The 20,134-nt window shown below is 49.5% G+C and carries 18 protein-coding genes; 17 read left to right on the top strand and 1 reads right to left on the bottom strand.

The features are described from left to right. The first annotated feature begins 11 nt into the window (after positions 1 to 11). The 15 genes from cobS to ACFO5U_RS09535 all read left to right on the top strand — a co-directional run bounded on the left by cobS (position 12) and on the right by ACFO5U_RS09535 (position 18,083). The gene (gene cobS, locus ACFO5U_RS09605) at positions 12 to 782 is read left to right on the top strand and encodes an adenosylcobinamide-GDP ribazoletransferase (RefSeq protein ID WP_377278737.1); all 771 of its coding nucleotides are present in this window, start codon (positions 12 to 14) and stop codon (positions 780 to 782) included. Further along, a complete protein-coding gene (locus ACFO5U_RS09600) occupies positions 755 to 1,339 on the top strand; it encodes a histidine phosphatase family protein (protein ID WP_377278736.1) in 585 nt (194 codons plus the stop codon). Before cobS ends, ACFO5U_RS09600 begins: the two co-directional genes overlap by 28 nt. After that, positions 1,291 to 1,680 (top strand): bifunctional adenosylcobinamide kinase/adenosylcobinamide-phosphate guanylyltransferase, encoded by a 390-nt coding sequence (locus tag ACFO5U_RS09595; RefSeq protein ID WP_377278735.1) that lies wholly within the window; start codon positions 1,291 to 1,293, stop codon positions 1,678 to 1,680. The genes ACFO5U_RS09600 and ACFO5U_RS09595 overlap by 49 nt, the downstream gene beginning before the upstream one ends. Position 1,681: 1 nt before the next feature. Further along, entirely contained in the window at positions 1,682 to 2,272 is a 591-nt protein-coding gene (locus tag ACFO5U_RS09590; protein WP_377278734.1) for a cob(I)yrinic acid a,c-diamide adenosyltransferase, read from the top strand. A 2-nt stretch (positions 2,273 to 2,274) separates the two neighbouring features. Next, entirely contained in the window at positions 2,275 to 2,748 is a 474-nt protein-coding gene (locus tag ACFO5U_RS09585) for an ECF transporter S component (protein ID WP_377278733.1), read from the top strand. Further along, positions 2,748 to 3,422: an alpha-ribazole-5-phosphate synthase gene (locus ACFO5U_RS09580; RefSeq protein WP_377278732.1), complete on the top strand. Its 675-nt coding sequence runs from the start codon at positions 2,748 to 2,750 to the stop codon at positions 3,420 to 3,422. The genes ACFO5U_RS09585 and ACFO5U_RS09580 overlap by 1 nt, the downstream gene beginning before the upstream one ends. A 307-nt stretch (positions 3,423 to 3,729) precedes the next feature. Beyond that, a complete protein-coding gene (locus ACFO5U_RS09575) occupies positions 3,730 to 5,871 on the top strand; it encodes a (Fe-S)-binding protein (RefSeq protein WP_377278731.1) in 2,142 nt (713 codons plus the stop codon). A 526-nt stretch (positions 5,872 to 6,397) separates the two neighbouring features. Next, the gene (locus tag ACFO5U_RS09570; RefSeq protein ID WP_377278730.1) at positions 6,398 to 7,591 is read left to right on the top strand and encodes an acetyl-CoA C-acetyltransferase; all 1,194 of its coding nucleotides are present in this window, start codon (positions 6,398 to 6,400) and stop codon (positions 7,589 to 7,591) included. A 2-nt stretch (positions 7,592 to 7,593) separates the two neighbouring features. Next, entirely contained in the window at positions 7,594 to 8,445 is an 852-nt protein-coding gene (locus ACFO5U_RS09565) for a 3-hydroxybutyryl-CoA dehydrogenase (protein ID WP_377278729.1), read from the top strand. 19 nt (positions 8,446 to 8,464) lie between these two features. Beyond that, entirely contained in the window at positions 8,465 to 9,601 is a 1,137-nt protein-coding gene (locus ACFO5U_RS09560; protein WP_377278728.1) for an acyl-CoA dehydrogenase, read from the top strand. A gap of 17 nt (positions 9,602 to 9,618) precedes the next feature. Beyond that, positions 9,619 to 10,758, top strand: a complete 1,140-nt coding sequence (locus ACFO5U_RS09555) for an acyl-CoA dehydrogenase (RefSeq protein WP_377278727.1) — start codon at positions 9,619 to 9,621, stop codon at positions 10,756 to 10,758. Positions 10,759 to 10,773: 15 nt separating this feature from the next. Next, on the top strand, positions 10,774 to 11,415 hold the full coding sequence (locus ACFO5U_RS09550; RefSeq protein WP_377278726.1) for a TetR/AcrR family transcriptional regulator: 642 nt from the start codon (positions 10,774 to 10,776) through the stop codon (positions 11,413 to 11,415). Positions 11,416 to 11,421: 6 nt separating this feature from the next. Next, positions 11,422 to 14,673, top strand: coding sequence for a fused isobutyryl-CoA mutase/GTPase IcmF (gene icmF, locus ACFO5U_RS09545; RefSeq protein ID WP_377278725.1), 3,252 nt, complete (start codon positions 11,422 to 11,424; stop codon positions 14,671 to 14,673). A gap of 943 nt (positions 14,674 to 15,616) precedes the next feature. Beyond that, entirely contained in the window at positions 15,617 to 16,204 is a 588-nt protein-coding gene (rpoE, locus tag ACFO5U_RS09540) for a DNA-directed RNA polymerase subunit delta (RefSeq protein WP_377278724.1), read from the top strand. A 277-nt stretch (positions 16,205 to 16,481) separates the two neighbouring features. Next, entirely contained in the window at positions 16,482 to 18,083 is a 1,602-nt protein-coding gene (locus ACFO5U_RS09535; RefSeq protein ID WP_377278723.1) for a CTP synthase, read from the top strand. A gap of 149 nt (positions 18,084 to 18,232) precedes the next feature. Here the strand turns inward: ACFO5U_RS09535 and ACFO5U_RS09530 are convergent, their stop codons facing one another. Next, positions 18,233 to 18,718, bottom strand: a complete 486-nt coding sequence (locus ACFO5U_RS09530; protein ID WP_377278722.1) for a DUF2529 family protein — start codon at positions 18,716 to 18,718, stop codon at positions 18,233 to 18,235. Between the two features lie 70 nt (positions 18,719 to 18,788). Here ACFO5U_RS09530 and ACFO5U_RS09525 point away from each other — a divergent pair, with 70 nt between their 5' ends. Together ACFO5U_RS09525 and ACFO5U_RS09520 are read left to right on the top strand one after the other, a co-directional pair. After that, complete coding sequence (locus tag ACFO5U_RS09525; protein WP_377278721.1) at positions 18,789 to 19,148, top strand: response regulator; 360 nt, start codon at positions 18,789 to 18,791, stop codon at positions 19,146 to 19,148. Between the two features lie 87 nt (positions 19,149 to 19,235). Continuing rightward, positions 19,236 to 20,099: a class II fructose-bisphosphate aldolase gene (locus ACFO5U_RS09520; protein ID WP_377278720.1), complete on the top strand. Its 864-nt coding sequence runs from the start codon at positions 19,236 to 19,238 to the stop codon at positions 20,097 to 20,099. Positions 20,100 to 20,134: the final 35 nt, after the last annotated feature.

The raw sequence follows: 20,134 nt of genomic DNA, 5'->3' as shown, positions 1-20,134 counted from the left end.
TGGTGGGGCAGTTGGCAAATCGAACAATCGTAGGCTTGATGCTCGCTTTTCAATTTTTCTCGGCCCTCCCCATCCATAAACAATTGCCGATGAAAAAACCGCAAGTGACCGCCATGTATGCCTCCTTGCCTATAGTGGGAGCATCATTCGGTGCGCTGCTCGCAGCAATGTTATGGCTATTGCGTGATGGGGCAGATGCCAGTCCGCTGCTGATGGCGTTTGTTCTTGCCGCCGCATTATGGGCGCTGACGGGCGGTTTGCATATGGACGGTCTCGCGGACACGGCCGATGCGTATTTTTCATACCAGGACCGTATAAAACGGCTCGAGATTATGGGAGATCCGAGAATCGGTGCTTTTGGGACGATGGTTCTCATTTTCGCGATTGCCGGAAAGATCATCGTGCTGGCGGAACTTATCCCGTCTGTTTCATTATTTGCACTCGCAGCTGTGCCGATTATCAGCCGCATTGGGTTAACCGTCTTGTTCAATGAATCAAATCCAGCGAAAACAGACGGGCTGGCTGCCTACTTTAAAACATTGACCGACCAAAAATCACTATACATATCAATGGCTGCCTGGTCCGGCTTGTTGACCATTGCTTTATGGATCTTCTGCGGTTGGCCGATCGCTTTAGCCTTTGTGCTCGTACCGGCGATTGCGACGATACTCTATAAAAAATGGTGTGAAAAAAACTTTGGGGGAGTCACCGGGGATCTGCTCGGTGCTTTCGTAGAAGGAATGGAGCTGTTGTTATGGGGAATGCTTTTGTTCTTCATTTAATCCGTCACGCACCGACTGCCGGCAATAAACGAAAAGCCTATATCGGTTGGACCGATGAACCGGTTTTGCCATTTATTGCAGCGCCAGATAACTCTAAAGAACTCGTCTGGGGCAGTGACTTACTGCGCTGCCGTCAAACGGCGGAAGTTTTATACCCGAACGCCCGATACAACCCAGATCCGAATTTTCGGGAATTGCATTTCGGCGATTGGGAAAAGATGACTTATGACGAGTTGAAGACGGATGCGCATTACCGCAGTTGGATTGATGATCCCCGAAGTGTGGCGCCTCCAAATGGCGAGAGCTTTCAGCAGTTGGCAGAGCGCATCGATGCGGCTACTGACCGGTTTTCGGAGACTGGGGATTTTATCATCATCACCCATGGCGGCCCGATCCGCTATTTATTGTCAAAAGCCACAGGGCAGGCATTTTTTTCGCAACAAGCATTACACGGCAATTGCTATACGGTGATATGGTCGAGCAAGTCGGCTTATAAGGAGGGGCAGCGATGCATATCATTTTCGGCGGAGCCTTTAATGGCAAAAGGCAATACGTAAAAGAACATTTCGTAGATGCTCGCTTCGATTGGCACGAAGCGGAACTGCCAGAACCCGGACAAGCCGCGGTAATTGCCGGAGTGGAGCAATGGATCCGCCAGCAGTTGGAAAAAGGCCGGTCTGAACAAGCTATTTTGGCTGCTGTCGGACAACTTGTAGATAGCCCGGGACAACGGATTTGGATTTTAACGGATATCAGCCGAGGCATCGTCCCGATTGATCCGATCGAACGAAATTGGCGTGACGTCACGGGCAGAATCTATCAATACCTATTCGGGCAAGCCGATCACATTACGCGCATTTGGTACGGCATACCACAAACTATTAAAGGAGATGAATAAAATGAACATTTACACGAAAACAGGAGATAAAGGGCAGACAGGTTTGATCGGCGCACGGACGGACAAAGATGCACCGCGAGTTGAAGCATACGGCACCATCGATGAGGCAAATTCTTTTATTGGAAAAGCGATGACCGAACTCGAGCGCGGCCGTTTTGACGATCTGCTGGCAGATCTCGAGGCGATTCAAAACGAGTTATTCGATTGCGGCGGTGATTTGGCGGATGTCCGCAAAACGCCGCAGTACAAAACAAGTGAAGAATCAGTGGAGCGTCTTGAGCAGCGCATCGATGTGTTGATGGACGAGCCGCCGTTATTGGAGCGCTTTATTTTGCCTGGCGGTACGCCGGCAGCTGCCACTTTGCATATCGCGCGGACCATCGTACGCCGTGCAGAACGCCAGACGGTCAGCTTGGCGAAAGCCGGCGAAGATTTTCCGCCCGTCGTCCAGCGTTATTTGAACCGCTTGTCGGATTACTTGTTTGCAGCAGCACGCGTCGCCAACGCGCGGCTTGATGTGCCGGATAACGAATACGTGCGCAGTGCCAAAGTATTCAAAGACGGCGGCCGTTCGAAAAAACAGGGAGAGTGAAAATGAAGACGCAGCAAATAGCACTGGCCGCAGTGTTCATCAGCTTATCGGCAATCGGCGGCATGGTGAAAATACCGCTCGGCATTGCTTCCATTGCGCTTGATGCGATGCCTGCATTAATCGCCGCGTTGTTTCTCGCAGCACCGCTGGCGGGATTTATTGCAGCAGGTGGACATATATTATCGGCCTTGTTTGGCGGCATGCCGCTCGGCCCATTTCACATCTTGATTGCCGTGGAAATGTTTGCGGTCGTCTGGCTATTCGCGAAATTGCATCAAAATGGCAGGGCTTGGCTGAAATGGGGAGTATTTATCGTCGGCAATGGTGTTCTGGCCGCGCTTCCGTTTTACTTTCTGTTATCGCCGGCTTTTTTCTATGCATCCGTCCCGGCTTTGGTACTGGCCGCTGTCATTAACGCGGCCGTCGCTGCGCTTGTCGCACCGTTTGTTGTTCAAATAGCGGGGAGGTTTGCCTGATGCGCAATGCTATAGTCGTCGAAGGGTTGATCGTCACTTCGGATAATTCAGCGGCGATCGGGGAAAAGGAGCTTGATGCAGTTCATGCGCCGGATGCGCTGGCCGCGAAATTCGTCGCCCGCGTCGCATTGGCAGAGCAATGGGCAGCGGGAGGGGAAGTGTCGGCGATCATACTTCATAACTTCAGCGGACAGCAGCAATGGCATCGCTATATCGAAGGCATCGGCCAGTTGTTCTCCGAACTAGACAGCCCAGTGCCCCCGATTTCCGGAAGCACTGAAAGTAATATGGAAACGCTTCAATCAGGATTTGCGTTAACAATGATTGGCCGGCGTGTCCGCGAGCAGCAGGAAGCAGCTGTACTCCACTGGTTTGCCGTCGGTGAGCCGCTTGTGGGAGAAGCGGTGATACGCCAGCCCGAAAAAATTGCTGACTTAAAGTTGGTCAAAGCGGCGCTCGATAACGAATTGATTGAACGTGTGTGGCCCGTGGGTTCACGCGGCATCGCTTATGAAGCAGAGCAATTGTTTGGAAAAGAAACGGCGCTTGCTGAAGGTTTAGCGGGTGAAGCATCGGCTGGCCCGGCGACATGCTTGCTAGTCGGCGTCGCACAAAAAAAAGTGGCTGAAGCGATGCATTATTTTGGCCAACAGCTCCATGAACTACTCGAGTAACACCGCAGCCGCTTATAGAGCGGCTTTTTTTGTGACCGATTGTTGAGGATTAGAAGAAAGTAAGTTGTCACAGGCTATTTCCGCACTGCTTGAGAGAGTTGAAGCAATCATTGATAAGTCTCTGGCAAAGCGCCTTGATGGAAGATCGACACATGAAATTAATATATCGCCAATTTTATACAAATATCTATTGACTGAATGCTCATTCACTTTTAAACTAGAACATAGTATCGACATTCTGCCGCAGTTCACGTAAACTTTGGTTAAGAATCGGGGATTTACATAATCAACAAGGGGGGACTACACGATGGAGTTTTTGCTCATCGCTAACTGGGTGTTATTTTTACTTGTAACCGCTTACGCTGTCTACTTGTTCATCTATTTGATGAAATCGCGTTATGACTTTATCAAGCTCGGCAAGAAAGTGGAGTTTGAAGAAAACTTCAATGAACGGGTCCGTAAAGTGATGGTCAATGTTTTCGGCCAGAAGAAATTAATGAAAGATAAAAAGAGCGGAATCATCCACGTGATGTTCTTCTACGGCTTCTTGCTGGTACAAGCGAGCGCCATCGATTTCATCATTCGGGGCTTATCGCCGGATGCGCATTTGCCGCTCGGCCCGCTTTACCCGGCGTTTACATTCTTCCAGGAGCTTGTGACTTTAATGATTCTCGTTGCAGTTGTCTGGGCATTCTATAGACGCTATATCGAAAAGCTTGTTCGTTTGAAGCGCGGATGGAAATCCGGCCTGGTGCTCATTTTCATCGGCGGACTGATGGTCACAGTGCTGATCGGAAACGGCATGAGCATGATCTGGCATGGCCATGAAGGCGTCTGGACTGAGCCTGTCGCTTCCGTCGTGGCCGGTGCATTTGCATGGCTACCGACTGTAGCTGCCGCAACCATCTTCTATATTATGTGGTGGGCGCATCTAATGTTCTTATTGGTGTTCCTTGTCTACGTACCGCAATCCAAGCACGCCCATCTTATCTTCGGGCCGGTCAACACTTGGTTCCACCGTTTGGACCATGTCGGTCGCTTGAAGCCGATCAATTTCGAGGAAATGGAAGAAGAAGATGAAGACAACCCGGACGCCATGCCTTCATTCGGCGTAGGGAAAATCACGGATTTCACACAGTCACAGATGATCGACTTCTACGCTTGCGTAGAGTGCGGACGCTGTACGAATATGTGTCCTGCGACTGGAACCGGCAAGATGCTGTCTCCGATGGATCTCATCACGAAACTTCGGGACAACTTGACGAACACAGGCGCTGTCATGACGCAGAAAAAACCATGGGTTCCGGCAATGGCATTCAGTCATACACAAGGAAACCAATTGGCGATGGCTGCAGGCGCTGAAGACGTTTCAATTGACGACCTTTACAGTCCAAGCTTGATCGGCGACGTAATTACAGAAGAAGAAATTTGGGCATGCACAACTTGCCGCAACTGTGAAGACCAATGCCCGGTAATGAACGAGCACGTCGACAAAATCATCGACTTGCGCCGTTACCTTGTCATGACGGAAGGGAAAATGGACAAAGATGCCCAGCGCGCGATGACAAACATCGAGAAGCAAGGCAACCCTTGGGGACTTAACCGCAAAGATAAAGAAAACTGGAGAGATGCACGTCCTGACATCTCCATTCCAACAGTTAAAGAAGTCAGTAAAGCTGGTGAAGAATTCGAGTATCTGTTCTGGGTCGGTTCAATGGGCTCATTCGACAGCCGCTCACAAAAAATCGCCCTGTCCTTTGCGCGCTTGATGAATGAAGCGGGCGTCAAGTTCGCCATTCTCGGCAACAAAGAAAAGAACTCCGGCGATACGCCGCGCCGTCTAGGCAATGAATTCCTATTCCAAGAACTCGCGACCGCCAATATCAAAGAGTTCGAAAAAGCAGGCGTGACCAAAATCGTTACAATCGATCCGCATGCATATAATATCTTCAAAAATGAGTATGGGGATTTCGGCTTTGAAGCGGAAGTCTACCACCATACGGAAATGCTCTTTGACCTGGTTCAACAAGGCAAGCTCAAGCCGCAATTTGCGGTCAATGAGAAAATCACGTTCCATGATTCCTGCTACCTTGGCCGCTACAACGATGTCTACGACGCACCGCGCGAAATACTGAAAGCGATCGAAGGCGTCGAACTCGTTGAAATGGTCCGCAACCGCCAAGACGGCATGTGCTGTGGAGCGGGTGGAGGCCTCATGTGGATGGAAGAAGATGCAGGACATCGCGTCAACGTAGCCCGTACCGAACAGGCGCTTGAAGTAAGTCCAACCATGATCTCTTCCGGATGCCCATACTGCTTGACGATGCTTTCGGACGGTACGAAAGCGAAAGAAGTCGAAGAAGAAGTCGGCACATACGATGTCGCAGAACTTCTCGAAATGGCCGTAATCGGCAACGAAGCACCGCCAGTAGAGGAAATTGTCCAATAGAAAAACGGTAAAAAGCGGAGGTTCATCATCTCCGCTTTTTTTTTGATCTAATCGGCGGTATCGGCTTTCAAAGTCCGATAAATAATTGATTTGCCAACTGACAGAAAATTGAGTAGAATAACAACATAGAGAAAAATGAAAGGGAGTGTAGCACTCCCTTTTCTTATGTACTCAAGTCGAGCGAGCGTTCAGTCAACTAAGAAAAGAAAAACCAGCCGTTCAGGTTCGACCGGCATAAGACGAACCGGCGAAGTGGCGCTCTTTGCCGCACAGCAATGAAAAGTGTAAGTGCCTGTTTAGCTCTGACAGGCATAAGACGAACCTGCGAAGTGGCGTTTTTGCCACATAGCAGGGGCGGCTTATGACCCGAAGAGCTAGGCACTGAACTAGACTCAGGGTTGGCTTATGACCCGAGAACCTGGCTGGAATTTGCTAGACACCAAGAAAAGAAAAACCAGCCGTTTAGGCGGTATAAAATTTTTTAGCTTTTATGAAAACGTTTCCAAAATATGAGGAGGAACACAAAATGGCAAAAACAGTGATCATCGACGGAGCACGTACAGCATTCGGAAAATTCGGAGGTTCGCTCAGCTCATTCTCAGCGAGTGACCTGGGTGCAGCAGCAATTAAAGAAGCGCTTCATCGTGCGCAAGTAAACCCTGAAGATGTACAAGAAGTCATCATGGGCAACGTATTACAGGCAGGCCAAGGGCAAATCCCTTCCCGTCAAGCAGCGAAAAAAGCTGGCATTCCATACCATGTGAAATCTGAAACAATCAATAAAGTATGTGCATCCGGCATGCGTTCTGTGACACTCGCAGATCAAATCATCCGTTTGGGAGACGAAGAATTAATCGTTGCAGGGGGCATGGAGTCAATGTCAAATGCGCCTTATTATTTGCCGAAAGCACGCTTCGGCCTGCGCATGGGCGATTCACAAGTCGTAGACGGCATGATCCACGACGGATTGTCATGCTCATTCCATCCGGACAAAGTCCATATGGGCACATACGGCAACTCCACAGCGCAAGATTTTGACCTGTCACGCGAAAGACAAGACGAATGGTCAGCCCGTTCGCATGAGCGCGCAATCAAAGCCCGCGGCCATTTTGCAGAAGAAATCACGCCGCTTGAAGTATCTCAGCGTAAGGGCGATCCAATTAAAGTCGATCAAGACGAAGCGCCGCGTGAAGGAACAACTGCAGAAGTGTTGGCAAAACTGCGCCCGGCGTTTGGAAAAGACGGCACGATCACAGCAGGAAATGCCCCAGGAATCAACGACGGAGCAGCTGCACTCGTATTGATGAGTGAAGAACGCGCCCAAAAAGAAGGGAAATCTGTTTTAGCGCATGTAGTAGCGCATACGGAAGTCGCGATCGAACCGCATCGATTCCCCGAAACGCCAGGGATCGTCATCAACGAATTACTGAAGAAAACCGGCAAGTCTTTGGAAGAAATCGATCTTTTTGAAATCAACGAAGCATTTGCTGCAGTGGCGCTCGCGAGTTCGGAAATCGCGGGACTTGATGAAGAAAAAGTCAACGTCAACGGCGGATCTGTTGCACTTGGGCATCCGATCGGCGCAAGCGGGGCGCGCATCATCTTGACGCTTGCTTATGAATTGAAACGCCGCGGAGGCGGCATCGGGATTGCCGCTATCTGCTCAGGCGGCGGGCAAGGCGACGCTGTCATGATCGAAGTACCGAAAGGGGAAAAATAAAAATGTCTATCCAAAACGTCATGGTCATCGGGGCCGGCCAAATGGGCTCCGGTATTGCGCAAGTCTGCGCGCAAGCTGGATTTAACGTAAAACTGAACGATATGAAACAAGAAGCATATGAGCGGGGCATCGCGAACATCACGAAAAACTTGTCACGCAATGTCGAAAAAGGCCGCATGACAGAAGATGAAAAGTCACAAGTACTCGGACGCATCCAATCTTCTTTGGATTTGAAAGATGCCCACGATGTCGACATCGTCATCGAAGCGGCAGTCGAGAACATGGAAATCAAATCGACAATCTTCAAAACTTTGGACGAAGTGGCACCGAAGCATGCCATTCTCGCATCAAATACATCCTCACTTCCGATTACGGAAATCGCAGCAGCGACTAATCGTCCAGAAAGAGTGATCGGCATGCATTTCATGAACCCGGTACCGGTCATGAAACTGGTCGAAATCATCCGTGGTCTTGCGACAACAGATGAAGTGTATCAGGCAGTCGAAGACATGACGGTAAAATTATCGAAAACGCCAGTCGAAGTGAATGATTTCCCTGGATTTGTTTCGAACCGCATCTTGATGCCAATGATCAATGAAGCGATCTTCACGCTGCAAGAAGGCGTCGCGACAAAAGAAGCGATCGACGAAGTGATGAAGCTCGGCATGAACCACCCGATGGGCCCTCTCGAACTGGCGGACTTTATTGGACTGGATACATGCCTTTATATCATGGAAGTGCTGCACGACGGATTCGGCGATAGCAAATACCGCCCAAGCCCGCTCCTGCGCCAATATGTCAAAGCCGGCTGGCTCGGTAAGAAAACGGGACGCGGTTTCTACGAATACAACTAAGATTTTAGGGGGAGCCGTAATGGATCTGCATTTTACAGATGAACAATTAATGATGCGCAATATGGTGCGCGATTTCGCAAAAGAAGAAATCATGCCATTTATCGACCGGATGGAAGAAGGAGAATTTCCAACTGACATCATCAAGAAAATGGGTGAGCTCGGATTGATGGGCATCACTGCTCCGGAAAAATACGGTGGAGCTGAAATGGACTTCACGTCTTACATCACGGCGATCCACGAATTATCAAAAGCAAGCGGCGTCATCGGCGTCATTTTATCGGTTCATACGTCTGTCGGCACAAACCCGATCATCAATTTCGGGACACAAGAGCAGATTGCGAAATATGTACCGAAATTGGCGACGGGTGAATATTTGGGCGCGTTCTGTTTGACGGAACCTTCTGCCGGATCGGATGCAGCAGCGTTAAGAACGCGTGCTGTGAAACAGGACGATCACTATGTATTAAACGGTTCGAAAGTGTACATCACAAACGGCGGCGAAGCCGATACGTATATCGTTTTTGCATCGACCAATCCTGAAGCGGGCGCTCGCGGAATTTCCGCGTTTATTGTGGAAAAAGATTTCCCTGGGTTTGTCGTCGGCAAGGACGAGAGAAAAATGGGTCTTCACGGTTCCCGCACTGTGCAATTAACATTCGAAAACATGAAAGTGCCAGCTGAAAACCTGCTTGGACAAGAAGGCAAAGGCTTTTCAATCGCGATGGCCAACTTGAATGCCGGACGCATCGGCATCGCAGCACAAGCGCTCGGTATCGCAGAAGCAGCTTACGAATATGCGGTAGCATATGCAAAAGAGCGTGAGCAGTTCGGCAAATCGATCGCACAACAGCAAGGCGTCGCATTTAAGCTAGCCGACATGGCAACACAAGTCGAAGCGGCCAAACTTTTAGTTTACAACGCAGCTGATATGTACGCCAAAGGCATTGAATGCAATAAAGAATCGTCGATGGCGAAGCTCTTCGCTTCCAAAGCGGCGATGGACATCACAATTGAAGCAATCCAAGTTTACGGCGGCTACGGATATACGAAAGACTATCCAGTCGAGCGCTTGTTCCGCGACGCCAAAGTCACGGAAATTTACGAAGGCACGAGTGAAATCCAACGCATCGTCATCAGCAAACAACTACTAAAATAATTGGGGGAAATTACACAATGAACTTTCAAATTTCTGAAGAACATAAAATGATCCGCAAAATGGTCCGCGACTTCGCGAAAAACGAGGTAGCGCCGACAGCAGAACAGCGCGACGAAGAAGAAAGCTTCGATATGGCCATCTTCCATCAAATGGCTGAACTCGGCCTTACAGGCATTCCTTGGCCGGAAGAATACGGCGGAATCGGTTCGGACTATTTGGCGTATTGCATCGCGGTTGAGGAATTGTCCCGTGTCGATGGTTCGGTCGGGGTTATCTTGTCTGCCCACACATCGCTTGCCGGATGGCCGGTCTATACTTTCGGTACGGAAGAGCAGAAGCAGAAGTATTTGCGCCCGATGGCAGAAGGCACGAAAGTCGGCGCTTATGGACTGACAGAACCTGCGGCTGGGTCGGATGCAGGAAGCATGAAGACGACTGCTAAAGAAGACGGCGACCACTATGTCTTGAACGGCTCTAAAATCTTCATCACAAACGGCGGCATCGCCGACATCTATATCGTCTTCGCGGTCACTGACCCGAACTCGAAACATAAAGGCACGACAGCATTTATCGTTGAAAAAGATTTCCCCGGCTTCTCTGTCGGCAAAAAAGAACGCAAGCTCGGCATCCGTTCAAGCCCGACAACAGAAATCATCTTCGACAACTGCCGTGTACCGAAAGAAAACGTGCTTGGCGAACTTGGCCAAGGCTTCAAGATCGCCATGCAGACGCTTGACGGCGGACGCAACGGCATCGCAGCACAAGCTGTCGGAATCGCACAAGGCGCTATGGATGCAGCAGTAGATTACGCGAAAGAGCGTGAGCAATTCGGCAAACCGATCGCAACAAACCAAGGAATCTCCTTCAAGCTTGCCGACATGGCGACGTCAATCGAAGCTTCACGCTTGTTGACATATCAAGCAGCATGGCTCGAGTCGAACAAACTGTCCTACAGCAAAGAATCCGCCATGGCGAAATTGATGGCCGGCGACACGGCAATGAAAGTGACGACTGAAGCGGTACAAGTATTCGGCGGCTACGGCTATACGAAAGACTACCCAGTTGAACGCTTTATGCGCGATGCGAAAATCACGCAAATCTACGAAGGCACACAGGAAATCCAGCGTCTGGTCATTTCCCGTATGGTCACGAAATAAACGGAGGGTGGGCCTATGACAAAAAAGCGTGAAATTCAGTCCTCCGTAAAAGACGAAAGCCTGATTGAAAAGCGCCGTGAACAGATGATCCGCGGCGCTGTCACGCTCTTTAAGGAAAAAGGCTTTCACCGGACGACGACAAGGGAAATTGCAAAAGCGGCCGGTTTCAGCATCGGTACGCTGTATGAATATATCCGAACGAAAGAAGACGTGCTCTATCTTGTCTGTGATTCGATCTATGACGAGGTGAATACACGTCTCGGCCGTCTGGACCTGGAAAATGGATCGGTCGAATCGCTCATCAAAGCACTCGAACAGTACTATACATTGATCGACGAAATGCAAGATGAGTTTGTCGTGATGTACCAGGAGTCGAAATCCTTGCCGAAAGATGCACTCGGCTACGTCCTGACGAAAGAAATGGAAATGACCAAGCTGTTTGAACGATTGCTGGTGAATTGTGTGGCTTCAGGAGAACTATCGCTCACACCGAAAGAAATCGTCCTGGCTTCACATCACCTATTCGTACAAGGGCAAATGTGGGCATTCCGCCGCTGGGCATTGAACGACTACACCATCCAGGAATTTATCGAAATGCAAACGAAGTTTCTGCTGCAGGGGATGGCAGGAGAAAAAATCACGATACAGGGGGCTTGATCATAAATGGCTACTATTCAAGAAAGCACCACGTACCAGCCGAAACACCACATCCGGTTTGTGACCGCATCTGCTCTTTTCGACGGTCACGATGCATCGATCAATATCATGCGCCGCATCTTACAGGCAAATGGCGTCGAAGTCATTCACCTCGGGCACAACCGCTCGGTAGAAGAAGTCGTCAACGCGGCAATCCAGGAAGATGTCCAAGGGATCGCCATTTCATCGTATCAAGGCGGCCATATGGAGTATTTCAAGTATATGCACGACTTGCTAGAAGAACGCGGTGCTGGACATATCCAGATTTACGGCGGAGGCGGGGGCGTTATTTTGCCGCGCGAAATCCGTGAACTGGAAGACTACGGGATCGCCGGTATTTTCTCCCCGGAAGATGGCCGTAAAAAAGGCCTGCAGGGCATGATTGCGGAAATCGTCGAGAAATGTGATTTTTCGACAGCAAAAGAGGATGTCTCGCTCGATGAGCTGTCTGCTGACAATCCGGTCGCACTGGCAAATGTCATCACGACTGCAGAAGAAGCGCACACCAGAAATCTCGACACAACCGAGTTGATGAAAGCGGTTCGCGAAAAAACGAAAAATACGCCGGTTCTCGGCATTACCGGAACAGGTGGGGCTGGAAAAAGCTCGTTGACGGACGAATTGATCCGCCGCTTCTTGACGGAGTTGCCAGGCAAAAAAATCGCCATCTTGTCGATCGACCCGACGAAACAAAAAACGGGTGGCGCATTACTTGGCGACCGCATCCGCATGAACGCGATATTCAATAACCGCGTCTTTATGAGAAGCCTTGCCACGCGTGGTTCGAGAACCGAACTGTCCGCCGCGATCGGCGATGTGCTCGATGTCGTGAGAGCGGCTGGATTTGATCTGATCGTCGTTGAAACAAGCGGAATCGGCCAAGGGGACGCTGAAATTGCGGGCATTTCCGATGTATCGATGTACGTCATGACGAGTGAATTCGGGGCACCGACGCAGCTTGAAAAAATCGATATGATCGATTACGCAGACCTTATCGTCATCAATAAATTTGAGCGCAAAGGTTCAGAAGATGCACGCCGCCAAGTGCAGAAGCAATATCAGCGCAGCCATCTGTTGTGGGACAAAGACTTGGACGATATGCCGGTATACGGCACAATCGCCAGCCAGTTCAATGATAAAGGGACGAATGCTTTGTTCGCGGCACTGGTCGGCACGCTCAATGAAAAATGCGGCACCGACTGGGAAACGAGTTATGAGGCGTTCGCTAAAACACAAAAAGAAAACTTGATCATTCCAAATGACCGCCGTTATTATTTGCGGGAAATTACGGAAACGGTGCGCGGCTACCACGCGAAAAGCGCAGAGCAAGCATCATTTGCCCGCCGCTTATTCCAGTTAGAAGGCGCTATTGAAGAAGTCAAAAAAAATGCGCCGAATGATGCACTGGTCGACTCGCTGGAATCACTAGCTGCAGGTGTACGCGATGAATTGACAGCAGAGTCGAAACGCATCCTCAATAACTGGGGTTCTTTGCAGTCGGATTATGCCGGTGATGAACTCGTGACCAAAGTGCGCGACAAGGAACTTCGCACATTGCTGCGGACAGAAAGCTTGTCGGGCATCAAAATTCCGAGAGTGGCATTGCCAAAATTCAAGGATTACGGCGAAATTCTGCGTTGGGTCTATGCTGAAAACGTACCGGGTGCGTTCCCATATACAGCAGGCGTCTTCCCGTTCAAACGTGCCGGTGAAGATCCAAAGCGCCAGTTCGCTGGTGAAGGAACACCTGAACGCACAAATAGAAGGTTTCATTATTTGTCAAAAGGGGACGACGCGAAGCGTTTGTCAACTGCCTTTGATTCAGTGACATTGTACGGAGAAGATCCGGACCACCGTCCTGATATTTACGGGAAAGTCGGCGAATCAGGGGTTTCGATCTGTACACTTGAAGATATGAAGAAACTGTATGACGGCTTTGATTTGTGCTTGCCATCGACATCGGTATCGATGACGATCAACGGACCTGCGCCGATTATCCTGGCGATGTTCATGAACACAGCAATCGATCAGCAAGTGCAGAAAAAAGAAGAAGAGCTCGGCCGTACCTTGACCGTTGAAGAATTCACAGAAGTCCGTGAAGCAACATTGCAAGTGGTCCGCGGAACCGTACAGGCGGACATCTTGAAAGAAGACCAAGGGCAGAACACTTGTATCTTCTCGACGGAATTCGCACTGCGCATGATGGGTGATATCCAGCAATACTTCATCGACAAAAAAGTCCGCAACTACTATTCGGTGTCGATTTCCGGCTACCACATTGCAGAAGCGGGCGCGAACCCGATTTCACAGCTTGCGTTCACCTTGTCGAACGGCTTTACTTATGTCGAGTATTATTTGAGCCGCGGCATGAACATCGATGATTTCGCACCGAACTTGTCGTTCTTCTTCTCGAATGGACTCGATCCGGAATATACGGTCATCGGGCGGGTAGCTCGCCGTATTTGGGCGGTCGTTATGCGCGATAAATACGGTGCCAACGAACGCAGCCAGAAGCTGAAATACCACGTTCAGACATCGGGACGCAGCTTGCACGCACAGGAAATTGACTTTAACGATATCCGTACGACTTTGCAGGCGCTCATGGCACTGCAGGACAACTGCAACTCGCTCCACACGAACGCATATGATGAAGCGATCACGACGCCGACAGAAGAATCCGTGCGCCGCGCAATGGCGATCCAGATGATTATCACGAAAGAGCACGGGTTGTCGAAAAACGAAAACCCGCTGCAAGGCGCGTTTGTCGTCGAAGAGCTGACTCAACTGGTCGAAGAGGCCGTCTTGTCTGAATTCGACCGCATCGATGACCGTGGTGGCGTTCTTGGCGCAATGGAAACGCAATACCAGCGCGGCAAGATCCAAGAAGAGTCCATGCATTATGAAATGAAGAAGCATACCGGTGAATTGCCGATCATCGGGGTCAATACGTACTTGAACCCGAATCCGCAATCGGACGATGACATCAATGCGATGGAAATTGCCCGTGCGACGCAAGAGGAAAAAGAGGCGCAAATCAATAACTTGCGTTCGTTCCAGGAACGTAACCCATCAGACGAGGCCTTGGACCGTTTGAAGCAAGTTGCCAAAACCGGCGGAAATATTTTCGAAGAGTTGATGGAGACAGTCAAAGTGGCAAGCCTTGGCCAGATCACCACAGCACTCTACGAAGTCGGCGGACAGTACCGCAGAAATATGTAATAGCTATCCCTTTGTCCAGAAATGGGCAAGGGGATTTTTTGTGATGATTTGGCATAAGCTTGTCTGCCGGTGATTATTGCTTAGCTGGATTGAAGTGTGGAGGAGCGAGTTGGACAAGTGGGTAAGGTGGATGGTTCGTTGGTTATTTCTCCATAAAGCAGCCGCCTCCCGCTTTGGGCTGGCCTCTCGCAATAAGCCAAAAAGAGCACTTGTCTTATTGCGTCGGCTCGCCCTTGTGCGCAGTTCGGCTTTTAGATTTCACTATATAGTGCGTGCGAGACAGTGTCGCTTTCGATTGTGTATATCCGCAAGTAGGATGCTTAGTTAAACTTGATAATTAAGGAGATGCTTCATATCTATTCAATTTAAATTTACGAAGTAGATTAAAGTTGCTGAAGCTTAGTTCATTGAGAGACAAATTTCAATTCGTCTCTCAAACTAGAGATGGAGCGAAAAGGGGCGACTCTGGAGGGATCAGGACGAGCTGAAGACCCTGGACTGAGCGATAGCGAGGGAAGCGGCTGAAGCCGGCCCCCTCAGAAAGCGTCCCCTTGTAGCGGAATCTCTTCTACTTAGTATTTTCTACACTTGGAGGCTGATGTATTTCATTCCATGCTAGCAGCAACAAGTAGAATCATCCGGCACTTCGGTCGATTTGAGGGGGCAAGTCCGCTATAATGGAAGAAGTTGAAACTTTAAGGAAAAGAGATGGATGACACCATGCCCAAAGCTGCCCATTACACCATAATCATCGTAGCGCTTGTGCTGGTAATTGTTTTATACAACCGAGCACTTGGCTCAATTCCATTTTTAATCCTGTCCTTTTACTTGTTCTACTTCGGTTGGGGGCAGCTTGCGCGCAGAAAAAAGAAATCCCGGTAGCGGACAGCAAGGACTTTGTATATAATGGATTAAGTTACGATACAAGAAGGGACGTGCACGAATGAACATCCGCGAATTAACTAAAGAAGAATTGCTAGAAGAGTCGTTCGTCGACTTAACATATGCCATTTTGGAAGAGACAAAAGAAACGAAAACTTTCCTTGAGCTTGTAGCTGAATTGCAAAAGCTGCTCGGCCTTTCCGAAGAGGAAATGAAAACACATCTTGCGCAATACTACACAGACATGAACATCGATGGACGTTTCTTGATTCTTGGCGAAAACCGCTGGGGCCTCCGCGAGTGGTATCCGGTTGAGCAGATCGAAGAAGAGTCTGCACCGACGGTTAAAGCCCGCAAGAAAAAGAAATCAAAATCAACAGATGAAGATTTCGACGATATGGACTTGGAAATCGAAGACGAGCTTGATTTCGAAGACTTCGGTGAAGATGATGTCGATGAAGACGACGATGACGATGACGAGCCGGTCATCAAAGCACCTGTAGCTGATCTTGATTTCGACTCTAAAGACGACGATGACGATGTCGACGAAGTACCAGATGTCGATGTGCTCGTGGAAGACCTTGATGGCAACATCATTGACGATGAAGACGACGAGGAAGAGGATGAAGACGACGATATCCTGAAGTAGTCTGAACTTTTTTTCACCTTGACGGAAACGGCTGTACAGGATAAGATTTTACTGGGCTCCTTAAAATAGGAGAGATGATTCGTATAGCTTACGCGCTCCCCCTGCACGCTTGCAGGAGGAGCGCTTTTTATTTTTTAGGCGCTGCCGGGTAGCGATATCAGACTGTGCCATCCGCATGCTGGGGTGGCCGCCGCTTTTTTATGGAGGATAAGCTAGACCTTGGCTGTCGCTGAAGCTGGCCATTTATTATTTTCATTATTCGAGGAGGAAACAGAGCATGACAAAGTATATATTCGTAACAGGTGGGGTCGTTTCATCATTAGGAAAAGGAATCACTGCCGCATCACTCGGGCGTCTGCTGAAAAACCGTGGCTTGAGTGTCACGATCCAAAAATTCGATCCATATATCAATATTGACCCAGGCACAATGAGCCCATATCAGCACGGAGAAGTTTACGTGACGGATGATGGCGCAGAAACGGATTTGGACCTTGGCCATTACGAGCGTTTTATCGATATCAATTTGAACAAATACTCGAACGTGACGACTGGTAAAGTCTACTCGACGGTCATCCAAAAAGAGCGCCGCGGCGATTATTTGGGCGGTACCGTCCAAGTCATTCCGCACATCACGAACGAAATCAAAGACCGCTTATTGCGTGCAGCGAAAACGGCGCAAGCCGATGTCGTCATCACGGAAATCGGCGGCACGGTCGGTGACATTGAATCCTTGCCGTTCTTAGAGGCGATTCGCCAAATGCGTTCAGACCTTGGCCGCGAGGAAGTCATGTACATCCACTGTACGCTCATCCCTTACCTCGGCGCTGCAAAGGAAATGAAAACAAAGCCGACACAGCATAGCGTAAAAGAATTGCGCAGCCTCGGCATCCAGCCAAACCTCATTGTCGTGCGCACGGAATATCCAGTGCCGCAAGACATGAAAGATAAAATCGCGTTGTTCTGCGATATTAAATCCGAAGAAGTCATCGAATCCCGTGACGTTGACGTCATTTATGAAATGCCGCTGCGCTTGCAGGAGCAGCACATGGACCAAATCGTCCTCGACCATTTCGGCATCGAAGCGCCGGAAGCGGATATGACCGAATGGAACGAACTCGTCGAGAAAGTGAAGTCGCTAAAAAAATCAGTGAAGATCGGCCTTGTCGGTAAATACGTAGAATTGCAGGATGCTTATATTTCCGTAGTGGAATCATTGAAGCATGCCGGATTCGCATTCGATTCGGATATCGAAGTCGAGTGGATTAATGCAGAACACATTAATGCAGAAAACCTAGCGGAAGCGCTCAAGGATTGCGACGGCATTCTTGTGCCAGGCGGTTTCGGCGATCGCGGTGTTGAAGGAAAAGTGTTGGCGACGCAATATGCACGTGAAAACAAGGTACCGTTTTTCGGCATCTGCCTCGGTATGCAATTGGCTTCAGTCGAATATGCACGCAACATCATGAATTTGGACGGAGCGCATTCGTCCGAACTAGACCCGAAAACTTTGTACCCGGTCATCGACTTGTTGCCGGAACAAAAAGACATCGAAGATTTGGGCGGCACGCTTCGTCTTGGACTTTATCCAGCGAAGCTTGCCAAAGATTCGAAAGCATATGAAGCATATGGACAAGAATTGGTCTATGAACGCCATCGTCACCGTTACGAGTTCAACAACGAATTCCGTGAGCAGTTCGAAAAAGCAGGATTCAAATTCACCGGCACAAGCCCGGACGGACGCCTTGTGGAAATCATTGAAGTGGCCGACCACCCTTGGTTTGTCGCTTGCCAGTTCCACCCGGAATTCATTTCACGTCCGAACCGCCCGCAGCCATTGTTCCGCGAGTTCGTTCGCGCTTCCATCGCACACCAGAAATAAACGGGAGAGCATCATGCCCCGGTGCACACTATCCGTATTTTCCGTAAAAGCGGGATAAGTGAGAGCAATAGCCGCTTCGTTTCAGGAAGGCAGGCATCGATCAGATGGCAAAAGCCTTCCCTGTTAACAGGGAAGGCTTTTGTTGTTCGTCACTCTGCGAGCATCTCGTCAATTGTCAGTTTTACAGCGTGATACACGTACAGGGCGCCAAGCGCATGGGGAATGACGATGCGTTCGCCCTCATCTCCCGGCAGTAAGCCTTTATCGATGTCCATCGATAAAAAAGCGGAAGCACAGTCGTTGTCATGGCTTTGTGCGGTCAGCATCGCAAACGGCACATTTGATTCCGCCAATTGCTGTGCCAGTGCGTCGGATTCGTCTTTCTTAGCCAATATCCAAACACGGTCAGCAGAAGTAAGCGTGGTGCCAAGTTCATAACGCACGGCTCCGGTGAGCGATTCGGTGCCGTCGAGAGCTGCCGAGTTAACGGCTTCAAGTTCACCGGACGCGGCCAGATAGATGCGCCCTTCGCCGATCACCGCTTGGGCCAGCAGTCGGGCAGTGTCTTCGATGGCTTGTTCTTTTGCTCCAAGGCGCATGAACAAGCCGGTCAATTGCGTCGTTAAGATTTTCAAATGGGTTCACCTCCAAACGAGTATAGCAGAACAGCTGCACCTCGAAAAAGGCCGGGAAGGAATGGTTGGCATGAAAAGGATTTTGATAGTAGATGATCAACAAGGCATCCGCCTATTATTGAAAGAAGTTTTCGAGCGGGAAGGCTATGAGACAATGGTTGCCGGCAGCGGCAATGAAGCACTCGCGATTACCGAACAAGTCTGCCCGCATCTCGTATTGATGGATATGAAAATGCCTGGTATGGATGGCATCGAATTATTGAAAAGGCTGAAAAACCGCAACAAAGCATGCAAAGTGATCATGATGACGGCATACGGGGAAATGGGTGTCGTGGAAGAATCGATGAGCTGGGGCGTCATGCGATATTTCACGAAACCATTCGACGTTTTTGAATTGCGCGATGCCGTTCGTGAATTACTTGAAGACTAAGTAGGCGCCGAGTGGCGAAGCGACGCCTTTTTTGATATAGTGTAAAAGATATTGGGCTAGTGCCTAAGCTGAGGAGGAAGATTTTAAATGCCATTGGTTTCGATGAAAGATATGATGATAAAAGGTAAACAGGAAGGTTACGCCATCGGGCAGTTTAACCTGAACAATTTAGAATTCACACAAGCAATCCTACAGGCAGCAGAAGAAGAGAAATCTCCGGTCATCTGCGGCGTCTCAGAAGGTGCGGCGCGTTATATGGGCGGTTTTACAACTGTCGTTCATATGGTGAAAGGCCTGATGCATGATTACAACATTACAGTTCCTGTCGCAATCCATTTGGATCACGGCTCTAGTTTTGAAAAATGCAAAGAGGCAATCGATGCCGGTTTTACTTCGGTGATGATCGACGCTTCGCATCATTCATTTGAAGAAAACATTGAAATTACACGACAAGTAGTTGAATACGCTCATGCAAGAGGCGTTTCGGTTGAAGCGGAGCTCGGCATAGTGGGCGGCCAAGAAGACGACGTTATTGCAGAAGGCGTCATCTATGCAGACCCGAAAGAATGCCAGATGCTGGTTGAACAAACAGGCATTGATTGCCTAGCACCAGCGCTCGGTTCTGTCCACGGGCCATACAAGGGCGAACCGAATCTTGGGTTTGTTGAAATGGAAGAAATTTCGCAGCTTTGCGACGTGCCGCTCGTCTTACACGGCGGAACAGGCATTCCAGAGCATGACATCAAACGTGCAGTAGCGCTTGGGACAGCAAAAATCAACGTCAACACAGAAAGCCAGATTGCTGCTTCAATGGCAATCCGCGAAAAACTGGCGAGTGACGCAGAAGTGTACGATCCACGGAAATACTTGACGCCGGCTCGCGATGCAATCAAAGCGACCGTCATCGGCAAGATGCGTATTTTCGGCAGTTCACAACAAGCAACTTCATAAAAAAAACAGGAGAGAGGCGGAGCCGTCTCTTTTTC

It is taken from the genome of Planococcus dechangensis (genome assembly GCF_042654465.1).
In the GTDB taxonomy this organism is placed as follows: Bacteria; Bacillota; Bacilli; order Bacillales_A; family Planococcaceae; genus Planococcus; species Planococcus dechangensis.
The sequence above is the reverse complement of the archived record's forward strand: the minus strand, read 5'-3'. Positions and strand labels throughout refer to the sequence as shown.

What these genes read in the sequence shown, in the direction of transcription:
- ACFO5U_RS09560 (WP_377278728.1), top strand. Translation starts at nt 8,465, where the DNA reads ATGGATCTGCATTTTACAGATGAACAATTAATGATGCGCAATATGGTG.
- ACFO5U_RS09535 (WP_377278723.1), top strand. Translation starts at nt 16,482, where the DNA reads ATGACAAAGTATATATTCGTAACAGGTGGGGTCGTTTCATCATTAGGA.
- ACFO5U_RS09600 (WP_377278736.1), top strand. Translation starts at nt 755, where the DNA reads ATGGGGAATGCTTTTGTTCTTCATTTAATCCGTCACGCACCGACTGCC.
- ACFO5U_RS09570 (WP_377278730.1), top strand. Translation starts at nt 6,398, where the DNA reads ATGGCAAAAACAGTGATCATCGACGGAGCACGTACAGCATTCGGAAAA.
- icmF (WP_377278725.1), top strand. Translation starts at nt 11,422, where the DNA reads ATGGCTACTATTCAAGAAAGCACCACGTACCAGCCGAAACACCACATC.
- ACFO5U_RS09520 (WP_377278720.1), top strand. Translation starts at nt 19,236, where the DNA reads ATGCCATTGGTTTCGATGAAAGATATGATGATAAAAGGTAAACAGGAA.
- ACFO5U_RS09585 (WP_377278733.1), top strand. Translation starts at nt 2,275, where the DNA reads ATGAAGACGCAGCAAATAGCACTGGCCGCAGTGTTCATCAGCTTATCG.
- ACFO5U_RS09590 (WP_377278734.1), top strand. Translation starts at nt 1,682, where the DNA reads ATGAACATTTACACGAAAACAGGAGATAAAGGGCAGACAGGTTTGATC.
- ACFO5U_RS09595 (WP_377278735.1), top strand. Translation starts at nt 1,291, where the DNA reads ATGCATATCATTTTCGGCGGAGCCTTTAATGGCAAAAGGCAATACGTA.
- ACFO5U_RS09580 (WP_377278732.1), top strand. Translation starts at nt 2,748, where the DNA reads ATGCGCAATGCTATAGTCGTCGAAGGGTTGATCGTCACTTCGGATAAT.
- rpoE (WP_377278724.1), top strand. Translation starts at nt 15,617, where the DNA reads ATGAACATCCGCGAATTAACTAAAGAAGAATTGCTAGAAGAGTCGTTC.
- ACFO5U_RS09565 (WP_377278729.1), top strand. Translation starts at nt 7,594, where the DNA reads ATGTCTATCCAAAACGTCATGGTCATCGGGGCCGGCCAAATGGGCTCC.
- ACFO5U_RS09525 (WP_377278721.1), top strand. Translation starts at nt 18,789, where the DNA reads ATGAAAAGGATTTTGATAGTAGATGATCAACAAGGCATCCGCCTATTA.
- ACFO5U_RS09575 (WP_377278731.1), top strand. Translation starts at nt 3,730, where the DNA reads ATGGAGTTTTTGCTCATCGCTAACTGGGTGTTATTTTTACTTGTAACC.
- ACFO5U_RS09555 (WP_377278727.1), top strand. Translation starts at nt 9,619, where the DNA reads ATGAACTTTCAAATTTCTGAAGAACATAAAATGATCCGCAAAATGGTC.
- ACFO5U_RS09550 (WP_377278726.1), top strand. Translation starts at nt 10,774, where the DNA reads ATGACAAAAAAGCGTGAAATTCAGTCCTCCGTAAAAGACGAAAGCCTG.